The following is a 24651-nucleotide window of genomic DNA, read 5'->3' as shown; positions in this document are numbered from 1 at the left end:
CCTATCTGCTTACGCGCTGTGATTAGCCGGAAGAGCGGGGCATGGTACTGAATAGGGTGGGTAAGAATGATGGCGAGGCGCTGTATCAACGCGGTAGGCTATGAAGTGCGGTATCAATAGCTGCTGCCAGTTTCCTGGCCGATTGGCGGGCAGAGAATTGCTCCAGCGGTTGCAGTTCGGGTGACCATTGTTCGTCTCCCTCCTTTAGAAAAGGGATAAAGGTGGAAGCGACCATTGCTTCTATTGCTTCCAATCCCATTTCAGGATTGTACCGGGCAAGGTAACGGTCAGCCTTACAGGCGGCCATGATTTCCGCTGCAGAGCTTTCTTCATGAAAAACAGCCCATACCGGGCGGCCTGACAGTAAACACTGAAAAGTTTTGGATGCTGTATAATGCGCTTCAGTGGAGCCGATGATCATTACCCCGGCTGCTTTTCTCAAAAATTGCTGAATATGCAAAAAGGGAAAGCGGGAGCGCGTTTCCACTACATGCTGAGCTATGCCATACCGTTGTGCATACTCCTGAATGGTGGTGCCGCCGTAGGCGCCTGTCCCCAGGAAATATAGTTTCTTTCGGCTATCCCATTGCCCCTGCGCCTCTATTTTTTGGACAACGCTAAACAGGGCTTCGATAAAGCGGTAACTCTGTGGCAGAAAAGCCCCGGCGTAGACGTAAGGGATAACCTCTGGGTTCTTGCTCCAGGGGTAGGTGATTTCTCCCAGGTCAATTTGATGGTCTGCCGGATCAAAGCCGTAGGGCATGCCCACGTGGGTAATGGGTTGACCTTTGAAGTGACGATCCAGGACAGCCTGATAATAGGACGTGGAGACTCCGGAAATCAGAGCCGCCTTCTTTACGGCAAAGGGTTCCAGCAACTTTGCCAGCTGAAGGCTCCACCATGCGCGGCCGTACCTTCGCTGATAGGGGGCTAGTGGGCGCACCCAGGGGTCGATGTAGTCGATGCCATAGGGAAGCCCGGTTTCGTTGTAAATCAGCCGGCCCAGAACTGCCATGTAGAAGGATGGGATAGGAATCCATATGAAGTCGATTTGCCGTTCCCGGCTCAACGCAATCGCTTTTTTATACAACGCCCAGAAAGCACGCAGCCCAATATCGCCAATAAGCCGGACGCGTTTCGGTGGGGATAATGCAGCCACCCGAATGGTTTCGAAGTGCTCCCGGAAAGTCCTGACAAAATCTTTATCCGGTGCTTCCTCAAAGTACTGCTCCTCCACAGTGAGTACCAGAGGCTGCCAGCCGAAATCCGGCAGGAAGTTGCCAATCAGGCGGGGCCGGTGTACGCCGGCCAGGTTGGCGGGGTGCCAGTGGGGATAGATGATGAGTAGGGTTTTCACGGTAATAAGGCCAACAATTTTTTTTGTTCGGCCTCCCAGGCAAAGGCTTTCGCTTTTTCCCAGCGCTCCACCTTATGGGATAAGGACAATTGAGCGCTGTCTATATGCTTTAAGGCCTCGGATAGCCCCGCGTCCATGATTTCACCCGCCCGATAGTCCAGACTTTCCAGAAATTGCCGCTGGCCTTGGGTATCGGTGGCCAGGACATATAAGCCAGCCTGCGCGTAGGCTAAAAACTTATTGGTCAGACAAAGATCCCGGTTCAAATCGGCATTTTTTGCTTCCAGGGCCAAGCCAATATCCATGGTGCTCAAAAAGGCGTGTAAAGCGGCTTGCGACATAATCGGATGTAAATGAATATTGGAAGGCAGCTGGAACCTTTCTAGATAATCCGGTTTGGGGTTTCCGATCAGGTGAAATTGCATAGCCGGATGATCTTTTGCAGCGGCAAAGACCTGCTCCAGCCCCCGGCCCGGTCCAATGGTCTGACTGAACCAGCCCAACTTTACCGGTCCAGTAGTAGTGCCAGACAATGGTTGTGTAAATTCCGCAGCCGGAAAGCTATTTAGAATCATCCGATGATTGGGATGCCCACCGATGAGCTTAAGCGTATGGACAGCAATGAGCGGACTGGCACTCGAAAGGCCAAAGGCGGCCGGCAGAATAGCTTGCATTAAAAATTCGCGACGCTGTTTTTCAGTTGCCGGATGTCGGCGAATAGACTCTCCGGGGTGATAGTCTTCCACGTCGAAAAGGAAGGGTACTTTTAGATAGTTACTCAGTCGCCAGGCGGGGTAAAAACTACCACCACTGTGCGCCAGAATAAGGTCTGCCGGCCCGTCTAGCTTTTTTATCTTTTGCCAAAGCAGAATAGCCGCTTTATTACTGGCGTAGGCATTGATGAGCCGATTACGTCTAAAAAAAGGAGATAAGCGCAGGGCTGCTTGCTGTTTCAGGCTAGCCAGCAACCAGGGCCAAAAGGGTTTTCTACCCAAATTGACACTAACCACCTCCAATTGATACTGCGCTATCAAGGCCTGATCTTTCTGCCGCCAGCGCTCCGCACGATTGATCAATACAATTTTCACCTGGTAGTACTCCCGTAAATACAAAATAGATTTTAGTGCACGCGGGGTGGTGGAGAGATTGCCGGAGAGTAGGTATAAAATTTGCCTAGCCAAATCAAAGCTTAATTTGCGCTAATAAGTCTAAATATTGCTCGGCAATTACCGCAAGGGAAAAACGCTGTTCGCAGTCTTGACGGACCACCGTTCTATCTATTTCGTCAACTTTTTCAATAGCGTCAATCATCCCAGGAACATCATTGACGATGTACCCCGTCTCTCCATCCTTTACCACCTCCGGAACGGAACCTCTTTTAAAAGCGATCACCGGTGTACCGCAAGCCATGGCTTCTGCCATCACAATACCAAAGGGTTCTTCCCATTTAATGGGGAATAAGAATGCTTTGGACCGCTGGAGGTAGTATTTCTTTTGTTCATCGTCGACCGGCCCCACGTATTCAATCAATGGATGCTCCAGGTGGGGCTTGATATGTTCTGCAAAATAGGCATCATGGCCCGGCTGAATATTCCCCGCAATAATCAGTTTTGTATGGGTCGCTAAGGCACTTGCAATACACTCTTTAGTCCCCTTGATATCTTCAATCCGGCCCAAAAACATTACATGTTCTTTAGCTACGGTATCATCGGGCACAAAGTAATCCGTGAGGGTAAAGTTATACACCGGCGTGAATTTATGTTGATAGTGTTGCAGGTGATTCAACATATGTCCAGCTGCCGCCGTAAAATTCGCCCGTTTGCCAAACAGGAAACTCATTAAGCCGGTGGATTTTGGGCTAATGAAGCGTCCGTAGGTCATTAAAAAACCAACCTTTGAGGTCATTAAAGTAGGATACAAGTACATCAGCCGGCCAAAGCTATGGATTACATCTGGCTTTTCGAGATGGTAGACTCGTAATAAAGTAAACGCATTTTGCAGGGTATTCCGTAGTCCCCGGGAAGAGGTATTTTTCCAGGCGTAGCGCTTAGCCTTTGGATTCGTTGATTCGGCATGGGCAAGCAAAACCACCTCATGCCCCCGCTCGACGTAGGCATTGATTAAACCATCCACCAGGCGCTCTACCCCTCCGTACAATTTGGGAGGGACAGGAATTTCAGGGTCGACGGGGATAAGTATTTTCATTTACTCTACTGTTTGCACTTCCAAATGGTGCATAACCAAAGCAGCCACCTCCTCCATACTGTGCGGCTTTTCGATATGCTTTGCCACCTCCATAATCGAGGCTGGATCCTCTAAAATATTTTCTAATTGCTGTTTTAAAGCATCGGTATTACCATTTTCGAACAACCAGCCGTTAACCCCATGATCGATACTGCTCTTCATAGCGATATAATCCGAAGCGATGGTCGGTATCTTACGGGTAGCGGCTTCTAAAATAACTAAGGGAGCCACTTCAGCAATGGAAGGCAAAAGCAAGACATCAATATTATTTAAGTATTCTGCCACTTCTTTTTGAGTTAACCCTTCAATCCATGTAATATCAGACCTTGAAGAAGCCCATGATTTGTGTCGATCAAAATAATCTATTTCTTCACCAGAAGGATTCGTAATGATATGGAGGTGAAAGGTCTTATCGCTTTCTAGTCTTTCCCAAGCTTCTTTTAAAAAATGAAACCCTTTAATGGGATGCATGCGGCCTAAAAATAAGAAGTGTACAGTTGGATGAACCGGCCTATGTTCAATGAGAGCATGGTCAAAAAAAACCGAACTAATCCCTTGGGGTAACAGGACTACATCTTCAATACCATTGGCCCTAAAAGCCTCCCGTATCCAGGGAGCGATCGCGAAAATCACATCAGCGTAGGTGGCGATGCGTTGTAATTCTTTTTCCCGGTGGCTGGCCTGGTACCAGCTGGGTGGTAAGACCGCTTGAAAAGTTGCTTGCTGTGTCAGCGTACTCAGCGTACGCCCCGCCAGGTTTGCTAGTAAAGGATTTAAGCCTTTATGCTGTAATAGACAATTTAGGCAGCGGCTTATTTCTACTCTACCGTCGCAATTACGTTTATCAAAAAGACGCATATTACCTTTAATACAAAACAGCCCACCTAAATGGGGGGTGAAAGCCGTTTTAAACCCTAGTTGTTTGGCAGTACGTAGATGAAAGCTATTGACTGCCCTTCCAAAAGAATGAAAATGCACCCAATCGGGTTGGATCATCTTTAATCGCGCCTCAAAAGCCTCAATACCCCGTGGTGGAATTAACCCATTTAGTTCTTTGGTACTAGCTGTTGGGGGGACCGGAAAGGTATAGACGGGGATGTCCTCGTGAATATAATCGTCTTGTACTGCTGTCACAGAAATTAAGACACTTACGCTCCATCCTTGTTTTTTAAAATAGTGGCATAAATTGAGTGCATAAATCTCGGTACCGGCGCGGTGAGTGGGGAAGAAGGATTCCAATACAAAAAGAATGCTAGACCTATTCACCTGTTTTCAATTAAATTTTTTGGGTAGGACGGAAACACTTAAAAAAATAAGCTTTAGGAAAACCGGTCTCCCGGAGAATACGTCTTAATTCCCTCAGGGAGAGCTTCGGGGACAGTCGAAGCAAACGTCGCCCCATCAAAATATTATTATTCTCCAAGATGGCACTTTTTAGGTAATCAGGTAAAATGGCCTGCTCCAGGGTATGCCGATGAATACAATAATTTAAAATAATGTACTCATTGTTTTGGTTACTGTTTATGATTTCCTGTCCTGGATGTTGTCTCCACCAAAATAAATCCCGAGCAAATAATACAATGGGGCTCTGGGAAGCTGCCCGCAGATTGAATTCATAATCCGCTGCCACCTTAAAAGCAAGATTAAAGCCACCGATATGCTCAAAGAATTGACGCCGATAAATGCAGCCACTAGGACCGATGTATAGAACGCCCTTTTTGAAAAAATGATTTATAAAGGCTTCTTCCGTGGTCTGTAAAACAGGAAGCGGGGTAGCGCCCAGGTAGCTATTATACGTCAAACCAATTCCCGCTTCTGGGTACTTTTCCATGGCAGCTACCATCATTGCTAATCCGTGTGGGTAAATGAGGTCGTCAGAATCTAAATATTTGAGATATTTCCCTTTCGCATAACTAGCTGCTTTATTCCGATTTGGGTAGTCTCCCAGATTTTTTTCATTGATATATACTTTTATTCGACTATCCTGTTGTTCGTACTTTCGAGCTATGGCAACGCTTTGATCCGTTGATTGATCGTCCACAATAATCAGCTCCCAATTTTGATAGGATGAGTTGATGACACTTTCGATGGCTTCGGCAATGTATTTCTCACGATTGTATACCGTCATTAAAACAGATACTAGCGGTATCTCTTTATACTTATCCATCTGTAGACAAACCTTTTTTGTGAAGACTTCTTCCAATCCCCCCCCATTCTTCTCGCCTCCTCCAGGCCCGCTCCAAAGCCTCCGAAAAACTATGCGGCGTAGGGGCACAAGCTACAAAACCCGTTTGATTATCGACTATCACTTCGGTATTGCCACCCACGTCGGTCACTACTGCGGTACGACCGCTGATAGCCGCTTCGACCAGAGAGATCGGCAACCCCTCCCCATCGGAAGGAATCAGCAAAATTTGATTTTTCATCCAGATTTCGGTAGCGGAGCTTACGTGACCACAAAAACGAACCTTTTGCTCAATGCCTAACCACTGAGCTAAGTCTTTTAGATAGGCTAAACCATAGCCCTTCCCGTAGATATTCAATTGCCATTGTCGGTTCTTCCACTGGGACTGTGCCAAGACTTCAAATAAAGTATCGTGCCCTTTACCGGAGACTAAAGCCCCCACCATGGCCATTTGAGTGGTTTGACCTGTTGGATAAGGTAAATAGACCTTCTCCTGTAAGTTCGGTGGATTTTGAAAAATCCTGGCGTTATCCAGGCGAGTACACAACATTCGTTCCGTCAGTTGCCACTGCCGATGGGAAACAAACAATACTGCTTTCGCTCGCTGAAATACCTGCCTCCCCCGAGGGTAAATATTTGCTTCGGGAATAAAACTATACTGACAATGAGAGTGACAAATCAGCGTGTAGGGTATTTTTTGTACATAGAGCCTTTGGTAAAGACCATAATGGTGTAGTAATAGATCAATATTACTCCCCTGATTAATAATTACTTCATCGGGGGCAAACTGCAATACCGCCTGCCAGGTATCATCTAGCGAGGCTACTCTATTCTTTATAAACCGCTGTATTTTTTTTCTTAGGGGTACATCGTGGGTAAAGCGCTCGCGCAGATGCAGTTGCGCGCCATTCTGTTGTAGGTCTTTTATTTTAGGATGTGTCTCGTTTCCCCAATCATAAACCGAAACCAAGACCTGCTTACCTTGCGCTAAACTCGCCATAGCCTGTGTATTCCAATAGGCTTCGCTCCCACCCCAGGGTAGCCCTCCCATTAATGATATATAGGCAATACTTTGCATCTACCAATTTTGTAGCGTGGCGATACTATTTTTGATACGCCAGTTGTGTACTATCTCGCTGCTTTTGATAGTTGAAATATTTTTTCATTTTCAAAAACTTAGATTCAAAGAAATGAAAACTAATGGCTGAGATACTGTAAGCCAGAGCTACCTTGGTCAAAAAATCTATTCCCAGATGCTCAAACCTAAAAAAACGATCACAAATAGAATAAGCTAGAGGGTGATAGACATATAAACCGTAACTAATTTTCCCCGTGTATGCGAAAAATTTTCCCTTTAACACTTTATTTGTGATATGATCACTCTTTAAGCTTAGCAGCAAACCTATGAATGAAAAATAGATTGTCGCTAAAAATAAAAATTTGATTACCTGTATAGTATCATTACCGGATCCCGAAAAAATGGTCCACATAATCGTGGTTGGAAGAAACAGTCCTACAGCTAGAACTGTATATTTTTTAGCGTGCGTTTCTCTAAATCCATATCGTTCTTCAATAAGAGCCAATAATGCTCCTATTGCTAAAGCATCAAACCGTGTAAAGGTGAAATAAAAAACGCCATATCCCAGATCAAGCATAAAAAGCCGCAACAAAAAGGCCATGATTACTATTCCGGCAATTATTTTCCATAGATTTTTTTTCGAAACAAAAAATACCACCAAGGGCCAAAAAAGATAAAAATGCTCCTCTACAGCTAAGGACCAAAAATGCGTCGGACCTACCGCATTCCAATCAAATGTAATGGCAAAATTTTGTAGATACGTATAGTAATATATTTGCTGACTAAAATCAGTACCTTTTGTTTGTAGTATCAAAGGAGCAACAAAATAGTACAGCAAAAGAAACAGATAGTACAAAGGAAAAATCCTTAAAGTCCTCCGCGCATAGAAATTCTTGAAGTACCCTTTAGTTTCTTTGGTCGCCATTAAAATTCGGGTAATCAAAAAACCAGACAACACGAAAAACAGGGTTACTCCAGTCTGTCCAAAGATCGCTGCTTTAGCCATGTAACTGAGTACTTTTGTAGAAGGTTCTATTCCCTGAAAAAAATGAAAAACCATCACCATTAATGCAGCTATAGCTCTAACCCCATCTAGATTTTTATAATAGGTTAATTTCATTTTTCTTGACTAAGAGGATCAGGGTAACGATCATTTTTTCATCAAAAATAACTCTATAATCCAGCAGATTTTTCAAGGTGAAATCTTTATTTATTTACCGACAAACAAGATCTTAAGTAATATTTCAGCACATCTAAATTACTTTTCTCAAAGGGCTTTAAGGACAAGGCTTTTAACCAATATTGAATCACCGTCTTGAATTCTCTATTTTTCACCAACACAAAGCAAAAGCTAGTAAGTACATAATGGTTTACCCTTTTTATTTCTGCTTTTGACAATCCTTTCTTTACAATAGGAAGACTATTTTTATGTCGCTTATGCCACTTCAAACTCTCATCTATCCACTTTTTATTAATGCTTCCCTCTGAAAAGTGCTCCAGTAAAATATCATGTGTTACTACAACAGTATACCTTCTACCAATCAGCAGAGAACTTTCCATATCGTAAAAGTGAAAGCCTTTTAGATCCTGCTCATTAAATGGAAAGTCATGCCAGACATCTTTCCGCATGGCCAGAAAAACACCATCTACTACGGATACCTCAGAGAAATTGCGATGTTCAGCCTCCTTTTGAATATGCTGAGTAGTTTTTCCATCCTTCCATCTTTGAACGGCATTAATACGATAAAATTCGGTAGGTATCATACTCCATGTCGAAGGATACCTGGACTTACAAACTGCCCCCGAAACTCCAACTAATCCAATTTCAGTTTTATCTAACAACACTTTAAGTGCCTCACCCCAATCTTTGGTATGGAAAGCAACGTCTTCGTGTAAAAAAAGTAAATGGGAGAACTTAGCCTTGCGCGCGCCTAAATTATATGCCTGGGATATGGAGTATTTATTGCTTGTATTATCAATAATTACAATTTCGTAGCTACAATTAATCGTATCTGCAATATTCTGCTTTAAACGCTCTAGTAAATTCGAATTTATAGAACAAATTATTATACTAAGCATTTGTCAGTGCTCTGCGAATAAAACCTAAGGTTCTCAACTGTAAAGAAACTTTTACCAAATTAAAAAGTGCTCTTAAGCTGAATTGTCTTTGGATTAAGAATAAGGCTTCATTGCCTCGATCCAAAGCAATCAATTGATTATTTGTTTCGGTGGTAATGTCGGGAAGGTCTATTCGATTCTTTCGAAGATAATTCTTAAACTTAATACGCATTGTTTTATCAAATTGCTCCTTATAATTGGTTGTGCTTGCTGAAATGTTAGCAATCACACTGTTTTCATGACGCCTAAAATAATTTAAAGGCTTGTGATGAAAGGCTACATTTCCAAGGCAGGACAATTTCAACCATAATAGCCAGTCTGCATTAGTTTTTAAATTCGTATCAACGCCACCTACCTCTTCATAGCATGATTTTCGAAAAATAACAGCGCTTGCGTTGGGAATCCCGTTTTCGTAAATCAAGGCTTTGTAGATTAACTCCTTACCCTGGAAGACGACCGTTTCTTTAAACAGTTCTGCGATTTCATCAGTAGAATAGCTCCATTTACTGGTAACTACGCCTGTTTCGTTCGTTTTATTGGATTGGCAAAAACTAATAACTGTTTCCGGCATCTCAAAAAAAGGCAATAACTCCTCAATAAATGTATGCTCGCTCCAATCGTCTGCCTCTGCTATCCAAATCAATTCGCTTCTAGCCAATTCAATACCTTTTCTCCATTGTTGAAAAACACTACCTGAGTTAATGCGATTCGGATATACTCTTATCCTGCTATCTTTTGCCCGGTAGGCTTCAATGACATCAAGGCTATTATCTGTAGAGGCATCGTCTAATATAAGTAATTCAAAATCTTGAAAAGACTGACCAAGGATACTATCTATCCGTTGGGGTAAGTATTTAGCATAATTATAGTTAGGTAAAACGACCGAAAGACGGGGCATCCTATTTAAATAGCTGTCGGATGAGTTTAAACGGCTTCAAAATAAAGTCTCCTACACGATAACTGAGAGAATTATAAATTTCTTTTTTATACTTTTCGAAAGCTGCTTTTTCCATACGCAAAGTATCCAGTTCACGAAGTATCGTTAAAGGCTCTGGAAAATACTGCTTATATAAATCTAGATGATTTACGATTAGTTGCTGTTCTAAATATTGCCTTTTCAGGTTCTCGTTGGCAATATCCTTGACCATTGATTTTTCTTTCACCCGATAATAAAACAAAGGCTCGTTTGATTTATAAAACCTAGCCCCTTGTTCAAGCATGGACAACCACAAATCCCAATCTTCCCAACCATACTTCATGTTTTGGTTATAGCCCTTAGTTTTATCAAAAATCGTTCTACGGAAAATAGCGGAACAATAGACTAGATTCCGCGTAAGCATTAATGGCATTTCAAAATCTGGTAAATCCCATTCTCCTGTTTTATCACCAAAAAATATTCCTTCTCCATAGAAAACATCAACAGTATTTTTTTCGCTTAAGCAATTTATTCCTAATTCAAGATACTTAGCATCAATCTTATCATCAGCATCAAGTGGTAATATGTATTGTCCTGTTGATGCTGTAATACCACTATTTCTAGCAGCTGAAAGCCCTAAATTAGCTTGATGAATTACCTTTATTCTATCGTCTAGCTCTTTGATCCTATCCGCAACTTCCTTTGTATTATCAGTACTTCCATCATTAATGATAATTATTTCAAATATTTGATACGTTTGATTTAAAACAGATTGAACAGCTTCCAATAAATATTGTGCCTGGTTATAACAAGGAATGATTACTGAGACCTTAGGAAGGTTAAAATTTTTCAGGGGTGATCGTTTTTTTTATTGTGTAATAAACAAACTTGAAATAATTAAATAAGGATAGATATTTAGCCAGAGACCAAACCGACTTTAAATAATACCAGTATCTTTTATTCTGTAATTCAAATAACGCAGATTGCTTATGTACAAATATCGCTTCAGCTTCTATGTCTTCTATCGTAAGATTAGGGATTCCCGGCATCCTTAATCTTCTATAATATGCATCTTGCTTAGCTCTAAGCGAAAAAATTCTAGCCTGCCAGATATTCTTATTGGCTCTATGCGGATTTGTGTGGGTACTTAAGGTCGAGTTTACCTGCTAACAAATAGATCATAGTGATGAAATTATTGAGGTTCCGGTATCCCCTCGCTCTTCTTTTTGCCAGCTGGATTTTTGTGTTAATGCCTTCTAATATCCCATTGGTTAATCGAGATGTAGTAAAACTCATGATTCCATACCAGTGAGCTTTCAGGGTTTTGACGAATTCGATGAACGGGAAGATTTTGCTTTCCTCTGCCTGGCTGCACCAATCAGCTAAAAACAGTTCTGCCTGCCCTTCTTCCTTGATTTCCCAAAAGTCATCAAATAGCACTTTAAGCCGGTAGGCTTCGCCAAGGGTTGGATATAGCTTGAGCAAGCTATCCCGCTTCTCTTTTTGTGACTTGCTCAACTTCTCCTCCCCTTTTAAAAAGGTGTACTTATGGCCCTTGAGCAATTCATGTTCCTTCCTTTCCGCTTGGCGTACTTTGTCCATGGCTTTGTTGAGCAGCTTTTTTACATGGAACCGGTCAAAGGTCAGAGCTGCGTTTGGAAAAGATTCCAGGCTGCCACTAATAAATGATGGGGACATATCCAGGCTGACTTCTTCTATCTGCTCTGCTTTACAGCCTTTGCTTTCAAGGTATTGCTGTATGTTTGAGACGCTTTGCTTATCCTTGCCCGGAGTTACATGGACCACTTTACGCTCATCCATGTCCACCGCTACAGTTATGTAGTTATGCCCTTTTTTAGTGCTTGTCTCATCTATCCCCAACTCTTTAACCTGGCTGTGGTCTTCTCTTTGATAAGCGCCGCGGACATAATAATTAAGGATAGTCCATATCCGGTTCGCATATTCCCCAACCAATTGCCCTACCTTGCTGACCGGCATTTCACATTCGATCAATTGCAATACAAAGGATTCGAACAGCAGCGTAAAGCCACTGCCAGGGCGCGCCCAAGGCACTTCAACCTGCTCGACCTTGCCATCCGACTTCTTTACCCGGGGGACTTTTGCATGAAGGTAGCACCGGTGCTGGAAAAAATCTAAATGCCGCCAAGTCTTATCACGTGTATCATAGGCAGTATATTTGTCCCCGTCCGATACCTTAAACGCGCTCCCTGGCTTGAAATCCAGAAATAAATGCAGCTCTCTCGAATCATTCAATTCACTTTCGGTGAATTCAATCTTTTGTATAAACCATGGAGTATTAATCCCCAATGCCATCGCGAATAGTTCCTTATTCTTCATCCACCAAATTTACTCGCTTTTTGGCTATTACCCACACGATTTAGCATAGAGCCTTCTTATTTAATGAAATGCTTTCAGCTTGGTGTCTGTAATAATAAAGAGGTTTGTCAAAAAATAAAACTTTCCCTACTTCTTCAAGTTTATAATACAAATCTTTATCCACCGCTTTTTTTAAATTTCTCGTTAACACCTTCTGTTTTTTGATATGCCTCTTTCTTAAATGTTGCAAAATGTGAAATATGATGTTGAGTATTATTCTTGAGCGTCAGATAACTTTGTTTGTAAGGAATTGTTCCAACATAAGTTGATTTTCCTATCACTTTTAGGGTTTTATCACAAATGAAATGTGTAGAATAAATAAGACTCGCGTGTGGATTTTCCAAGTGTTTTTTATACATCAAATCAACCGCTTCATCTATATATTCACCTAAATTATAACAAGGAATAATAACTGATACTAAAGGAAGTTCATTGTCCATATGCCTTTTTAGAATAGAATAAACGAAAGAACAAGCTGAGATATGCTTTATTTAGCTTGACCTGCCCATTTTTAATTTGCTGTATATATGCTTGCTTTGCTGCTTCTATGTGGTTTTGTTTGTAAAAATCAAATAAATACTTAGAACTAACAGCTTTTAGCATATCATTTGATTTTAAAAACTTAAAACTCCAATTAACTGGTGAATAATTTACAGATTTTGCTTCATATACACTAAGTATTTCATTCGGCAGCTTTGCTTGCTTAAAAATAAAATAGAAAACCTGCTTCGCTTCTTCTCTGAAGATCTCCTCAAATTTCGTAGTTTTTGATTCACTATGATAGCGAAAATGCCCTAAAGTATGATTAGTCAGGTTTATGTCTGAAATACCAAATTTCATTAAAAACCTAAACCAAAGCTCCAAATCCATTACATAATTCAAACTCTCATTTACACCACCTAATTTCTTAATACACTTAAGGCTGTAAAACATCCCCTGCTGATTCAACCGCTCATGAATTATAGTTTCAGAGACATTATCCAAGATTTCTGTACGGTATCTAAAATCAGGTAAAACTTTATTATCCTCAAAAACATTTCCAAACCCACATAAAAGTTTAGTTTCCGGAAGGCGTTCAAACTCAGCCGCAACCTCAAATAAGGAAGATGGTGCCAAATAATCATCACTGTTTATCCAGTTAAAAATATCACCACTTGCTTGGGCCAAACCTTTATTAATGGCATGACTTTGCCCACGATCTGGTTCTGAAATCCAAAATTTTAGATATTTTTCATATTTACGGATAATATCTACCGAATTATCCGTACTCCCTCCATCAATAATGATGTACTCTAAGTTAGGATAGTTCTGAAGCAATATAGAGCGGATGGTCTCTTCTATGTATATCCCTTGATTATAACTTGGGGTTACGATAGATATTTTAGGCCAATCTCTACGAACTGAATATAAAGCCGGATCGGTTTCTTCCGTCCAAGGCCAACCTGTTTTACTTGGCGGAGAAGGAGGTAATTGTTCTAATAGTCCTGACATACCGATATTTAAATCTAATTTTTTAAAACTTCTTATTTAGCTGACCAAATAGTCTTTTCCAGATCCGCCTTGTTGTTGAGGTTGATGGTGATGATGGAGAGTTTGGGTTGGGATGCTTTATCCATGTTAACATGTGCTTGCTATGCTGGTAAATTGGATTTTCTAAGTGAGAACACTTTGATAGAGGTGAACGTGCTTGTGTACGCAACTATCCATTGAAAATTGCTGCACTCTATTCTGGCCCCTTTCTACATAATGGAGTCTTTCCTCCCTGTTTCTAAGTTGCTCCAGGCATCTTACGAAACTTGGCCTATCGTCCACTTCATAAAATAAGGCCGCGTCGCCACCAATTTCTGGAAAACAACTAGCCCTGGGTAAAATAACCGGGCAGGCATTTAACCAGGATTCCAATATTGGGTAGCCAAAGCCTTCATAAACAGAAGGAAAAAGGAACCCCAGGGCTCCTTGATAATGATGGTACAGGTCTTCCTGAGCAATAAATGGTTGATGTAGGACTAAATCTCTTAGCCCCAAATTACTTAGAGAATTCTTTTCTTCCTGAGAAAATGGCCCACTACCATAACACATTAAACGAAGATTTTCCTGGATCAAAAAATCCGCTATGTTTTCTAATAACCAGTTGAAGTTTTTGTAGCCGGATCTGTTGCCAACGAATAGAAAATGATCAGAATCTTCTCCTTTGGAAACTTTGAGTTCTCCAGGTAAACGAATCCCATGATGGATCACCGAAATCTTGTCCGTATCTATCTGCGGAAATAAATGAAGAATATCTCTTTTTGTATTCTCTGAAATCGCAATAATCTTATCTGCCCGGGGCAAAAGTTTTTTTTTGTTGCGGATTTCCATAAAACCCCCATGACCTTCTTGCCGGGCAATGTACAACTCATGCGTCATATCATGGACAGTAACAATTAACTTAGTCGAAGGATGAAGGTATTCCAGATAATAATCTTCGTAATAAGTTGGATGAAAAACCGCAACTTCCCCAGTAGAAAGCTTTTTATTCAGGGTATCCTGAGCTTTTTGCCGTAAATAAACCTTTAAGCGATCTCTTCCTTTAAAATAGGGCCCATTGGTCAAGCGCTCCAACCAATGTTCTTTACCAATCCGCTGGTAATTTTCATTATAAGTATACGACAACTGAGTAATAGGTTGAATGCCGTAATCAGGAAGGAAATCAAACAACTCTGCGAAGTAGTGAGAGATACCACCAAATTTTTGGCTACGGAAGATTTGATTATCGAAATGAACTTTCACTGCCCTTGGGATAAGTCTTGTTGTACTTTTTGTTTGACCATTTCGAAGTCTATGCTTAACAGGCTTGGCCTTGGATTAGTTATTTCTGAATAAATCATCCTTCTAATCTTTCTTAATCCTCTTATAAAGAGTCCTGACTTGGCTTGTTGCATTTCTAATGGATTTGTATCAAACTCTTTTTCAGTAAAAAGATGCAGAGTTCTTCCGTTCGTGTAGAAATTCAAACCAAACCGATCGGCCAGTATTTTTAGTGCCTTTTCTGTATAAAAAGCGATGTGTTGGCCAGTCTCAGACGCAATATACCACCAGCCTTCAATATTGTTTTCTGGCTGTAATTCCGTACTGAACAGAACATTTTTCCCATAAGACAGAATCTTATTCAATTCGTCCACCGGGTCAACTAAATGCTCCATCACCTCAAATGCCGTTACCAATTCAAATTGGCGGTCAGATTTAGATAAATCCTCTATGTCAAAATATTTAGCAAATAGATTATCACAGTGAATATCTTGTCGATAATAATTGAACCCTCTATCCCGCATCATACGTACAAACATGCCATAACCTCCACCGTAGTCCAGGAATTTACCTCTCGAATTGAAAGTATTTTCAATTATTCTACTCACTACGGTCTGATAATGTAAATTACGGCTGATGAGTCCTATATCAAGGGAAGTGATAGCAGAGGAATAGGCTTCATCTAACCAAAATGGAGTTTCTGTTTGGATTAAACCACACTTTTCACATTTAGCATAGTTTACCAAATACTTTCCTAGCACTTTTTTTTGAAAAGTAACATTGGTTTTACCCGAACACACCCTACAATTAACATTCATTTTAATTACTATTGATTAGATTTAATTTTAGGAATATACTCTTGATAATCGACCTGAGTTTTTTAGGAACTAAAAACCACAAACGTTTCACCGGACTCATTTTGATTTTATTATGATTGTAAGAAACTATTTTTTTTCTCCCTAGTTTTGATTCTTGAATGGGAATTTTTTCTAGAATAATTTCTTTTGCAAGCTTCTCCCAATAACATTTATCCGACTCACCACAATTATCCCCACTACCATCATGCCCAATGTTGTTAACCAAGGACTGTCTGGGATGCAAGGCAAATCCATTATTCAAGAACATAGAGGCATACCACTTAACGGCCCAAGTTTTCTTGCTCCCACTAATATTCATATCAAGCTGATGCATAAAATCTCCCGAATCCTCAATGGTGAATTCTTTTACTTTTAGTGGATCTTGTACAATTTGACTTTTCAGGTATTTAGCATCAAGTTCTAGTTTGGCCCAGGCTTCTTTCCAGGTAGCCCATCCCCAACAAGAAGTGACATTATAAAAGAAAGTTTCTGGCAGTTGCTTCCATCCTTTTACCGGAAACCAATAGCCACTGATATGCATTACTCGATCCTCCTGTTCATATATATTCAAGGCTTCATTCATATATTTTAGAAAACCAGGAGAAGTGACTATATCATCTTCCAAGACGATGACACGCCCATATTTATTTACTATAGTAGTCACTCCATCCACGATATTGTCCGCCAGGCCCCAATTCTTTTCTCGCTCGACAATGATGACCTTTTTGAAACCATTGATAGTTTTGATATAATCCTTGACTGCCTGTACTTTACTATCGCTGGGTATTTTGGGGCCATCGGCGAAAATAAACAACTCACTCTGATCGGCTAAATCATTTTTTTGTAAGGCCTCTACTGTCTGCTGGGTATGCCAGGGACGGTTATATACGAAAAGGACGATAGGAGCTAACTCCATTCTGTAAAGAATTTTTTCATACTATTTTCCCAGACTTCTTTGGAAAATTTTTCTCTGTATTTAGATGAACTTCTTTTCCCAAGTTCCAATCTTAAATCTTTATTATTTAATAGCCTGAAGAATTTCACTAATGAATCTTTTCTATCATCTATTGTAATTAAGTATCCAGTTTTATTATTATCAATTACTTCTGGTAAACCTTCCTGATCAGACACAATGCAAGGAAGAGCATGCGCCATCGCACCAACAACGGCAATTCCAAAACTTTCTTTTTTGCTTGGCTGGAAATATACATCTGCTTTATTATACCATTTTTCAACGTCGGGGTCAGCTCCCCAAAAAACTATTCTATCTTCATCTCTAGTCAGTTCACGCCATTCTTCGATTTCAGAGCCACTCCCAATCCAGTAAAATTTAACCTCACTTGTTGTTTTTATAACTTCCCGAGCGATTTGCACCCAAAAACTTGGGTTTTTATACCACTCTACACTTCCTATAGTTAATATAATTAAATCATTATTTTTCTTTGCCCCACCAATTTTGTACGCATTTTTTTTCTTCTGATAATGATTATATATTTTATATACATATCTTTCCTTATGTAATAGATGCCAATTTTCAATTATTTTATTTCTAGCATATTCAGAAACTGTAATGATTTGTTTTTTGAGGGATAACTTTCTCACCCAAAGTCTTCTTATTTTTTCAATTTCCTGATCAACTACAGTATGAATTATGTAAAGGAGAGAACCTGGAAGAAGAAAAAAAAATAAATATTTATCTGGTGAACCAATGCTAGTTATTATTGCACAAACCTCATTTTTCTTCATTACTCTCAAGTAATGTATTGTAGCATGTATAGTTCTTTTAAGAGGGTTGATGTTGAATTTAGAGAATAGCTTTTCGTTAAATGCAATTCTTCCAAAATCATATTCCTGATTTATATACTTAAATCCATAAGTACTTAATTGCTTTAAAACTTCATCATCTTGTTGTTCTTCTGACAGCTCGACTGTTACATCATAATTTTGTTCTTTCAGGAATTCTAACAAAGAAAAGAAGTAGGTTCTAGTACCTCCGTATTTACCAAATTCTGGAACTAGCAATACCCTTTTTGACTTTTTTACTAATATCCCTGTATATACATACAAGTATATTAAATTTACTAATGGAATCACCCATTTAATTATCTTTCTCATGTAGTTAAAGCTAGTAAAAAACCATCTTCCCTCCAATCCAGGTAATAATCCTTAATTTTATCTCTATTTTTGCCAATAAAATATTTGAGAAATGAATAAACATTTCCTTTCAGCTCTTGTCTTTCTTCTTGCCTTCTATTGATCAATCGAAAATTTAGTTCTCTAGCTTTCATTACATTATTGAAAACCATAAGCAGCCTTTGTCCTGTATTAGAGAATACTAGTTGTGGAAACTTATGTTCTATGTAATAGCCGTTGAATTTTGTATCATCAAGAAAAGTCTTTATTAAATAATTGTAATAAAAAGTCTTATTTTCAGCAAGTTGAATTTCCTGAAAGTTGGGATATGTTTTATTTAGAAAGCTACTTAGGGCAGGTCTATTTGATTTTGTTAAAATTTCTCCAAAACCTTTTCTTTTCATCTTTCTTTTATTAAATAAATGCTCCACCATTTTTAAATACCACATATCTGGCAAAGCGGGAGCCTGAGTTGGATGCCATTGGTGGTAAACAGGTATATCGGTAGCATTGACCATGATACGCAATAATCCACTATCTTCTAGCCTAGTGTACAAATCATCATCTTCAGCTCCCCATACCTGAAAATACTCATCAAACCCCTCTATTTGTTGTAAGATATCGGTATCGACAGTACAAAGACCAACGTAATCATGCTTTGATTTTGCCAATACTGAACCTTGTTTATAATCTTTCTGTTTAGCACCTTCTGGCAGATAAAAACAGCGGTGCGTCGTAAAGGTATTTCTGTAGTCTATCTGTTCTTCTAGTTTTTGTAAAAAAGCAGGTTCTACCATAAGATCAATATCCCAAAGTACGGTTATTTCTCCTTTGGCTCGCCGAATTCCGGTATTTAAAGCATGAGAACGATTCCAAAACATCCCCCGTGTTTCATTATAGATGTAGGTCACAAAGGGATAAGATTCAACGATTGGCCGAACAGTTGTTCTTACCTCTTCGTCACTACCATAGTCAACAAAGATCAATTCAAAGTTCTGATTAATTTGACTTGCCAGCGAATCCAAACTATTTCTAACTCGTTCTAAATCTCGGTTCCTAAAAGCAGTGATGATAGAAAATCGATACATGTTATAATCAATAATATCTTTTATTCTTAAAAGCTTTCAGCAAAGCGCTTAATGGCGCTCTGATTCCAGTTCTGCCATTTTTCAACCTATTCAGGTCATCTTTAGCTTTAGCTAGTGACTCATTTAATGTTTTTATTTCTTCCAAACGTTTAACAAAGAGTTCTTTACATACGAGGTTATGCATAGGTTTTCTAAACTCCTCGAACATAAAATCTTTTTTGGAAAAAAGAAACATATTTTGTCTATACCACCACTCTATTTCTGTGGTATTCCAAAAATGGGGCCGTATAATATCATAACATTTGTAACCAACGGAATTAAATTTATCGATCCAATATTGATGCCACTGTTCATTCAGATGATTTTGTCCTCCTTGACCGGGAATTGCAGCAGAGAAAAGAACAGTATCGCCATGATTGATGATATTACCGAAGAAAATGTCTTCGTATTTCCCATCAATATGTTCTACTACTTCTAGGCTTACAACTAAATCAAACTGTTTATCCAAATCTAATTTTGTCCTAAGATCATATTCCTTAAAATATTTTAGGGGGATCGATAATAGTTTTTTATCAACATATGCTCCATCAATTCCTAGAACATCATTAATGTTGTTTTCTAAAAAAACATCTAACCAAGTACCTAATCCCGTACCAATATCAAGAACTGACTTTACTTGGATACGTTTTAAAAGAAAAGGTATGATATGTTTTGCAGCGTTAGTATTATGAATATCAGTCGTGTGTACGTACATTTTATATTTTTTTGATGTCAAACTTTGGAACAGCAACTATATTAGTATGAGGATAAGGAATTTTGCCAGAGGAATAAATATCCGTTTCCTTCAAATGAAATGAGGCTGCATTTTTAACAGTATCATAATCACCGTCGTTATCCCCTAAATAAAGATCAATATAGTATATGCCTGGTCTGATTAATGGGAAATCAGGAAGTTTAATAAAAAAAACATGTGATTTTTTCTCCTCAGAAACGATTGTTTTTCCTAACATGGTGTTATTTAAGCCGATTAGTTTTTCGTTATTATCTGACTTAATTACGATTCCCAAGCGAATATTTTCATTAGCTCGCCTAATTACTACATGTAATTCAATTTCTAATACACAATTAGTATGTAATATTGTGTCTTCTTTCCCATCAATTAAGAGTCGTAATTTTTGAAATCCAATTTTGGGATCGAGCACTTTATTTGGATGAGTGCTTAAGTTAACGATAGCCTTGGACTCAGGAAGATAGCCCTCACTCCTTTTTAAATATTGATTTACAACTTCATTAGTATGACCTCGTAACACAATTTTACCGTACTCTAGAAGTATAGACCTTTCACACAACTTCTGCACACTAGCCATATTATGACTCACAAACAACACCGTCCGTCCTCCCCCTTTCGAAATATCCTGCATTTTCCCAATCGCCTTTTTCTGAAATTCCGCATCCCCCACGGCCAGTACTTCGTCTACGATCAGGATTTCCGGCTCCAGGTGGGCGGCTACGGCGAAAGCGAGGCGGACGTACATACCACTGCTGTAGCGCTTGACTGGGGTATCTACGTATTTGGCTACCCCTGCAAAGTCAACGATTTCGTCGAATTTGCTGCGAATTTCTTGTTTGGTCATACCCAGGATCGCGCCGTTGAGGTAAATATTCTCCCGGCCGGTCAGCTCCGGATGGAAGCCGGTACCGACTTCGAGTAGGGAGGCAATGCGGCCGTGCGCCGTGATGCGGCCCGTGGTCGGTCCCGTGACCCGCGAGAGGATTTTCAGGAGGGTACTCTTGCCGGCACCATTTTTCCCAATGATCCCCAGTACTTCTCCCTGCTGCACTTCCAGGTTGATATCGCGCAGGGCCCATACGTACTCGCCGGCTCTACTGTCGAGCTGGTTTTCTTCTCCTATTTTGAGGGTGGGGTCTTCCTTACCGCGCATGCGGTACCACCAGCGCTGAATGTCGCCGCGCAGGGTGTTGGTCCCCACCAGTCCCAGGCGATACTGTTTACTGATGTTTTCTAACTTTATGATGGGTTCACTCATTCTTTACTTTTCGTGAAATTTAGTTTGGCATTTAGCCTGCGGAGGCAGGAGCTTCCTTAGAATTAATGAGCACGGTACAAGATCTATACGGTATCCATAAAGGTTTTTTCGACCCGGTTAAACAGTACAATCCCCAGAAACAGGAATACCAGAGCAAAGCCAGCGGCGTAGAGCAGGCCCGTCAGATTGAAGCTGCCCGAGCCCAGCAGACCGTACTTAAAGTTCTCTACAATCGGGGCGATGGGGTTCAGCAGTACAACGAAGCGGTACTTTTCGGGGACGGTAGATACCGGATAGATCACCGGGGTGGCGTACATCCACAACTGCACCCCGAAGCCCATGAGCTGAATCAGGTCCCGGTATTTGGTGGTCAGCGATGAGATAATGATCCCTACACCCAGCCCGATCGCCGCCAGAATGACCAGATAGACCGGGATAAGCAGTGCGGTCAGGTTGAGTTGAAAGGAAGCGCCGCGCTGCCAGAAGATCAGCATGACCACAAAGAGCAGCAGCATTTGGATAAAAAACTGCACCAGATTGGAGATCACGGTAGAGATGGGGGTCACCAGGCGCGGGAAATAGACCTTACCAAAGATGCTCGCATTGGCGGTGAAGGTACTGGAGGTACCGTTCAGACAAGCGGCAAAGTAGTTCCAGCCTACAATTCCGGTCAGGTAAAAGAGCATGGGAGGAGCGCCATCTGTAGAGATCTGCGCGATCCTATTGAACACCAGCGTATATACCAGCGTACTCAGCAGTGGTCCCAGCAGAAACCAGGCGGGCCCCAGGATGGTCTGCTTGAAGCGGGCGACCAGATCACGCCGTACAAAGAGCAGAATCAGGTCCCGGTACTGCCAGACTTCTTTGAGGTTGAGATCCAGCAGAGACCGCTTGGGCTCAATGACCAACGTATATTTATTATTTTGTGGTTGCATGTATGTTTTTAACTTTTTACGAAGGCATAAGGTCCAGAGAAGAGTACCAAGTTTCGCTTAATGGTTCGGTTGTTACCAAAACTTCCACCAGGTTTTCTTCTTATCATCACTATAATACCCATACCCATACCCATATCCATACCCGTACCCATACCCATACCCATACCCATACCCATACCCATACCCATACCCATACCGAGTCCCTTTCTTCACCCCATTCAGAACGATCCCCATTTTGGGGAGTTTCTTTTGTTTGTAGACTTCTTGGGTGATCATCAGGAGGTTTTTATCTGTTTTGCCATGCCTGGAAACCACAATACTCCGGTCTACCTGTTGAGCGAGCAGCAGGGCATCGGTCACGAGCCCCATAGGCGCGGTGTCTACAATGATGGCGTCGTAGGCTTCCCGCAATTCCTTAAAGAGTTGGGTGGTTTTGGCGCTCATGATCAGCTCGGAGGGGTTCGGTGGGATAGGGCCACAGCCGATAAAAAAGATATCATCCTGCCCGGGCACCGGCTGCACAATATCTGAAAGGGACGCCTGATCGACGAGGTAGTTGGTCAGCCCCTGTGGTGCGGTGGCACCGGTGAGGTAGCGGGATAATTTTGGTTTGCGCAGGTCGAACCCCAAAAGAACGGTTTTTTTACCCGCCAGGGCTTCAGACATGCCCAGGTTGATGGAAATAAAGCTTTTGCCTTCACCGGAGATACTGGAAGTCACCAATGTCACTTTATCTGATTTGTCCCCCTGTGAAAGGTAGTCCAGGTTGGTACGCAGGAGGCGGAACATTTCCGCCACAGAAGAGCGGCTGCCCCTTTTTACCACAATGCTGTCTGCTTTGGGGGAGGTACCGATCATACCTATAAAAGGCGTTTGAGTAAGGTTTTCGATGTGCTTACGGGTGTACACTTTATTGTCAAAGTAAGCCAGCAAAAAGAGTAGTCCGGCAGGGATGCCTAGCCCCAGCAGCCCGCCCAGGAAGAAAATACGCTGCCGGTCCGGGGAGACCACTCCCTCTGTTACCGGTTTATCGAGCAGGCGGGCGTTAGCGGTTTGGGCAGCGATGGAAAGCGCTGTTTCTTCCCGTTTTTCCATCAGGTAGAGGAAGAGGTTTTCTTTTATTTGCTGTTGCCGCATGATCTGCAGCAGTTGCCGGTTGATTTCCGGAATGCGGGCGATTTTCTGTTCAACGGGGCGCAGGGACTCCTGCAATTGCAGGGTTCTTTGCCGCAGTTCTTTTTGTAAGGTGTTGATACCCTGAAGCAAAATACCGCGCAGGAACTGCAATTGTTCGTCGTAGGTGGCCAGGCCGGGATTGGCCGTTGTAGCCGCTTCGAGGAGTTGATCCCGCTCAAAGATAGTCTCGTTATATTCCTTTGCGACTTCACTGAGCTGCGTGGACAGGATTTGTGAAGTCAGAGGCAGGGTTTTGTAACGGTTGGAATCTGCCTGAATGAACGTTTCTACCTCCTGCAGGAGCTGTTCCTGCAGGTTCAGTTCCATCAGTTGCTCATCTGCTGCGGTGAGTTTTTCCAGGTAGTTGGCATTTTGGTCCAATCCGGAAAGGGCATTGTCCTGCCTGAAGGTTTCTACCTCTTTTTCCACGCTGTAGAGGTCTTCTGTAATAAAGCGCAACCGTTCGTCGATGAAGCTCAAGGTTTGCCTGCCTGCTTTGTTTTTCTGTTCGATGACGGCCTCGTTGTAAAACAGCGCGAGGCAACTCATGATGTCGATGGACCGTTGGGGCAGGGGGTTATTCATGGCCATGTCAATGACATTGGAGTTCCGGGCCGGGCTTAGCTTCAGGGCATTGGCGAACCTTCTTGCGGTTTCCTCTGCGGGAGCTACTTTAATAGTCAGGCCAGCCCCCGGCTTCAAAAGTTCCTGGGTTTGTTTGCTGAGTGTCCAGATGGTCTGATCGAGGGTGAAAGGCCTGCCCAATTCCTGAATCAGCGTATCCGTTTCTCCCTTCAGCACGGCGAATTTGCCATTGTCTTTGAGTTCAATTTTGAGTTGGTGGTATTGATTTTGCTCCGCCGGCTGTATGTCGGAAAGTATTCCGGACCATTGGCTGCCATAGACTTCTGTGACCAGGATATTGCCCTCAACCCAGTAGCTGATATTTAATTTTAGGGAGTCTACCACTTTGAGCATGAGTTCGGAAGACTCCAGGACTCTTAGTTCATTATTGATATCAGTCCTGTCTCTGAGCCCCAGGTCTTCGGCGATGATATCTGTGGAGAAGGCCTGCTGTTGCTCTTCGTTGATCAGAATAGATGACCGGACGCTGTAAACAACGGTGCTGTATCGTAAAACGAGCCATGCTGCCGTAATTCCAATCACAAGCCCCAGGACCAGCCAGTACCAATTGCCCAGGAAGAGGTAGAGGTACTCCTTGAGGTCGATGCGATTGTTGTTTTCGCTTCCCGGGTTGTCGGTAGGGAGTTGTGTTAGGGGTTGTTGCAAGTTTTTGGTGGTTGGCTGTCCGGTTATAAAATGCGGATGGGC

22 protein-coding genes are annotated in these 24651 nt (G+C 41.6%); all 22 read right to left on the bottom strand.

The window, feature by feature from the left end:
* Nucleotides 1–85: 85 nt before the first annotated feature.
* Nucleotides 86–1357: a glycosyltransferase family protein gene (locus tag FRY97_RS08325; RefSeq protein ID WP_147166987.1), complete on the bottom strand. Its 1272-nt coding sequence runs from the start codon at nt 1355–1357 to the stop codon at nt 86–88.
* Entirely contained in the window at nt 1354–2538 is a 1185-nt protein-coding gene (locus FRY97_RS08320; protein ID WP_147166986.1) for a glycosyltransferase family protein, read from the bottom strand. The genes FRY97_RS08325 and FRY97_RS08320 overlap by 4 nt, the downstream gene beginning before the upstream one ends.
* Before the next feature lies 1 nt (nt 2539).
* The gene (locus FRY97_RS08315) at nt 2540–3562 is read right to left on the bottom strand and encodes a glycosyltransferase (protein ID WP_147166985.1); all 1023 of its coding nucleotides are present in this window, start codon (nt 3560–3562) and stop codon (nt 2540–2542) included.
* A complete protein-coding gene (locus FRY97_RS08310) occupies nt 3563–4867 on the bottom strand; it encodes a glycosyltransferase family 4 protein (RefSeq protein WP_147166984.1) in 1305 nt (434 codons plus the stop codon).
* 10 nt (nt 4868–4877) lie between these two features.
* Nucleotides 4878–5768: a glycosyltransferase gene (locus FRY97_RS08305; protein WP_147166983.1), complete on the bottom strand. Its 891-nt coding sequence runs from the start codon at nt 5766–5768 to the stop codon at nt 4878–4880.
* On the bottom strand, nt 5761–6864 hold the full coding sequence (locus FRY97_RS08300; RefSeq protein ID WP_147166982.1) for a glycosyltransferase family 4 protein: 1104 nt from the start codon (nt 6862–6864) through the stop codon (nt 5761–5763). The genes FRY97_RS08305 and FRY97_RS08300 overlap by 8 nt, the downstream gene beginning before the upstream one ends.
* Before the next feature lie 25 nt (nt 6865–6889).
* Nucleotides 6890–7984: an acyltransferase family protein gene (locus tag FRY97_RS08295; RefSeq protein ID WP_147166981.1), complete on the bottom strand. Its 1095-nt coding sequence runs from the start codon at nt 7982–7984 to the stop codon at nt 6890–6892.
* Between the two features lie 86 nt (nt 7985–8070).
* Nucleotides 8071–8943, bottom strand: a complete 873-nt coding sequence (locus FRY97_RS08290; RefSeq protein WP_147166980.1) for a glycosyltransferase — start codon at nt 8941–8943, stop codon at nt 8071–8073.
* Nucleotides 8936–9880, bottom strand: coding sequence for a glycosyltransferase family 2 protein (locus FRY97_RS08285; protein WP_147166979.1), 945 nt, complete (start codon nt 9878–9880; stop codon nt 8936–8938). The genes FRY97_RS08290 and FRY97_RS08285 overlap by 8 nt, the downstream gene beginning before the upstream one ends.
* 1 nt (nt 9881) lies before the next feature.
* Nucleotides 9882–10751, bottom strand: coding sequence for a glycosyltransferase family 2 protein (locus FRY97_RS08280; RefSeq protein WP_147166978.1), 870 nt, complete (start codon nt 10749–10751; stop codon nt 9882–9884).
* A 272-nt stretch (nt 10752–11023) separates the two neighbouring features.
* Nucleotides 11024–12256 carry an ISL3 family transposase gene (locus tag FRY97_RS08275; protein ID WP_147166977.1) on the bottom strand — a complete coding sequence of 411 codons (1233 nt, stop codon included), beginning with the start codon at nt 12254–12256 and terminating at the stop codon, nt 11024–11026.
* Nucleotides 12257–12411: 155 nt separating this feature from the next.
* On the bottom strand, nt 12412–12735 hold the full coding sequence (locus FRY97_RS08270) for a glycosyltransferase (RefSeq protein ID WP_147166976.1): 324 nt from the start codon (nt 12733–12735) through the stop codon (nt 12412–12414).
* Nucleotides 12725–13786, bottom strand: a complete 1062-nt coding sequence (locus FRY97_RS08265; RefSeq protein WP_147166975.1) for a glycosyltransferase family 2 protein — start codon at nt 13784–13786, stop codon at nt 12725–12727. Before FRY97_RS08265 ends, FRY97_RS08270 begins: the two co-directional genes overlap by 11 nt.
* 162 nt (nt 13787–13948) lie before the next feature.
* Nucleotides 13949–15064, bottom strand: coding sequence for a glycosyltransferase family 4 protein (locus FRY97_RS08260; protein WP_147166974.1), 1116 nt, complete (start codon nt 15062–15064; stop codon nt 13949–13951).
* Nucleotides 15061–15900 (bottom strand): class I SAM-dependent methyltransferase, encoded by an 840-nt coding sequence (locus FRY97_RS08255; RefSeq protein WP_147166973.1) that lies wholly within the window; start codon nt 15898–15900, stop codon nt 15061–15063. Before FRY97_RS08255 ends, FRY97_RS08260 begins: the two co-directional genes overlap by 4 nt.
* Before the next feature lies 1 nt (nt 15901).
* Nucleotides 15902–16855, bottom strand: coding sequence for a glycosyltransferase (locus tag FRY97_RS08250; RefSeq protein WP_147166972.1), 954 nt, complete (start codon nt 16853–16855; stop codon nt 15902–15904).
* Entirely contained in the window at nt 16846–18054 is a 1209-nt protein-coding gene (locus FRY97_RS08245) for a glycosyltransferase family 4 protein (RefSeq protein WP_147166971.1), read from the bottom strand. Before FRY97_RS08245 ends, FRY97_RS08250 begins: the two co-directional genes overlap by 10 nt.
* A complete protein-coding gene (locus FRY97_RS08240; RefSeq protein ID WP_147166970.1) occupies nt 18051–19160 on the bottom strand; it encodes a glycosyltransferase family 2 protein in 1110 nt (369 codons plus the stop codon). The genes FRY97_RS08245 and FRY97_RS08240 overlap by 4 nt, the downstream gene beginning before the upstream one ends.
* Before the next feature lie 7 nt (nt 19161–19167).
* On the bottom strand, nt 19168–19914 hold the full coding sequence (locus FRY97_RS08235) for a class I SAM-dependent methyltransferase (RefSeq protein ID WP_147166969.1): 747 nt from the start codon (nt 19912–19914) through the stop codon (nt 19168–19170).
* A gap of 1 nt (nt 19915) precedes the next feature.
* Nucleotides 19916–21208, bottom strand: coding sequence for an ABC transporter ATP-binding protein (locus FRY97_RS08230; RefSeq protein WP_147166968.1), 1293 nt, complete (start codon nt 21206–21208; stop codon nt 19916–19918).
* Between the two features lie 83 nt (nt 21209–21291).
* Nucleotides 21292–22143: an ABC transporter permease gene (locus tag FRY97_RS08225; protein ID WP_147166967.1), complete on the bottom strand. Its 852-nt coding sequence runs from the start codon at nt 22141–22143 to the stop codon at nt 21292–21294.
* A 72-nt stretch (nt 22144–22215) separates the two neighbouring features.
* Nucleotides 22216–24609, bottom strand: a complete 2394-nt coding sequence (locus FRY97_RS22960) for a polysaccharide biosynthesis tyrosine autokinase (protein WP_147166966.1) — start codon at nt 24607–24609, stop codon at nt 22216–22218.
* Nucleotides 24610–24651 lie beyond the last annotated feature (42 nt).

It is taken from the genome of Phaeodactylibacter luteus (genome assembly GCF_007993045.1).
GTDB classification, from domain to species: domain Bacteria; phylum Bacteroidota; class Bacteroidia; order Chitinophagales; family Saprospiraceae; genus Phaeodactylibacter; species Phaeodactylibacter luteus.
This window is presented reverse-complemented; position numbering and strand designations above follow the sequence as displayed.

Coding starts and splice junctions, on each gene's coding strand:
- FRY97_RS08225 (WP_147166967.1), bottom strand. CDS start 22,143: ATGCAACCACAAAATAATAAATATACGTTGGTCATTGAGCCCAAGCGG.
- FRY97_RS08305 (WP_147166983.1), bottom strand. CDS start 5,768: ATGGATAAGTATAAAGAGATACCGCTAGTATCTGTTTTAATGACGGTA.
- FRY97_RS08270 (WP_147166976.1), bottom strand. CDS start 12,735: ATGGACAATGAACTTCCTTTAGTATCAGTTATTATTCCTTGTTATAAT.
- FRY97_RS08300 (WP_147166982.1), bottom strand. CDS start 6,864: ATGCAAAGTATTGCCTATATATCATTAATGGGAGGGCTACCCTGGGGT.
- FRY97_RS08255 (WP_147166973.1), bottom strand. CDS start 15,900: ATGAATGTTAATTGTAGGGTGTGTTCGGGTAAAACCAATGTTACTTTT.
- FRY97_RS08315 (WP_147166985.1), bottom strand. CDS start 3,562: ATGAAAATACTTATCCCCGTCGACCCTGAAATTCCTGTCCCTCCCAAA.
- FRY97_RS08250 (WP_147166972.1), bottom strand. CDS start 16,855: ATGGAGTTAGCTCCTATCGTCCTTTTCGTATATAACCGTCCCTGGCAT.
- FRY97_RS08275 (WP_147166977.1), bottom strand. CDS start 12,256: ATGAAGAATAAGGAACTATTCGCGATGGCATTGGGGATTAATACTCCA.
- FRY97_RS08265 (WP_147166975.1), bottom strand. CDS start 13,786: ATGTCAGGACTATTAGAACAATTACCTCCTTCTCCGCCAAGTAAAACA.
- FRY97_RS08285 (WP_147166979.1), bottom strand. CDS start 9,880: ATGCCCCGTCTTTCGGTCGTTTTACCTAACTATAATTATGCTAAATAC.
- FRY97_RS08235 (WP_147166969.1), bottom strand. CDS start 19,914: ATGTACGTACACACGACTGATATTCATAATACTAACGCTGCAAAACAT.
- FRY97_RS08245 (WP_147166971.1), bottom strand. CDS start 18,054: ATGAGAAAGATAATTAAATGGGTGATTCCATTAGTAAATTTAATATAC.
- FRY97_RS08295 (WP_147166981.1), bottom strand. CDS start 7,984: ATGAAATTAACCTATTATAAAAATCTAGATGGGGTTAGAGCTATAGCT.
- FRY97_RS08240 (WP_147166970.1), bottom strand. CDS start 19,160: ATGTATCGATTTTCTATCATCACTGCTTTTAGGAACCGAGATTTAGAA.
- FRY97_RS08290 (WP_147166980.1), bottom strand. CDS start 8,943: ATGCTTAGTATAATAATTTGTTCTATAAATTCGAATTTACTAGAGCGT.
- FRY97_RS08230 (WP_147166968.1), bottom strand. CDS start 21,208: ATGAGTGAACCCATCATAAAGTTAGAAAACATCAGTAAACAGTATCGC.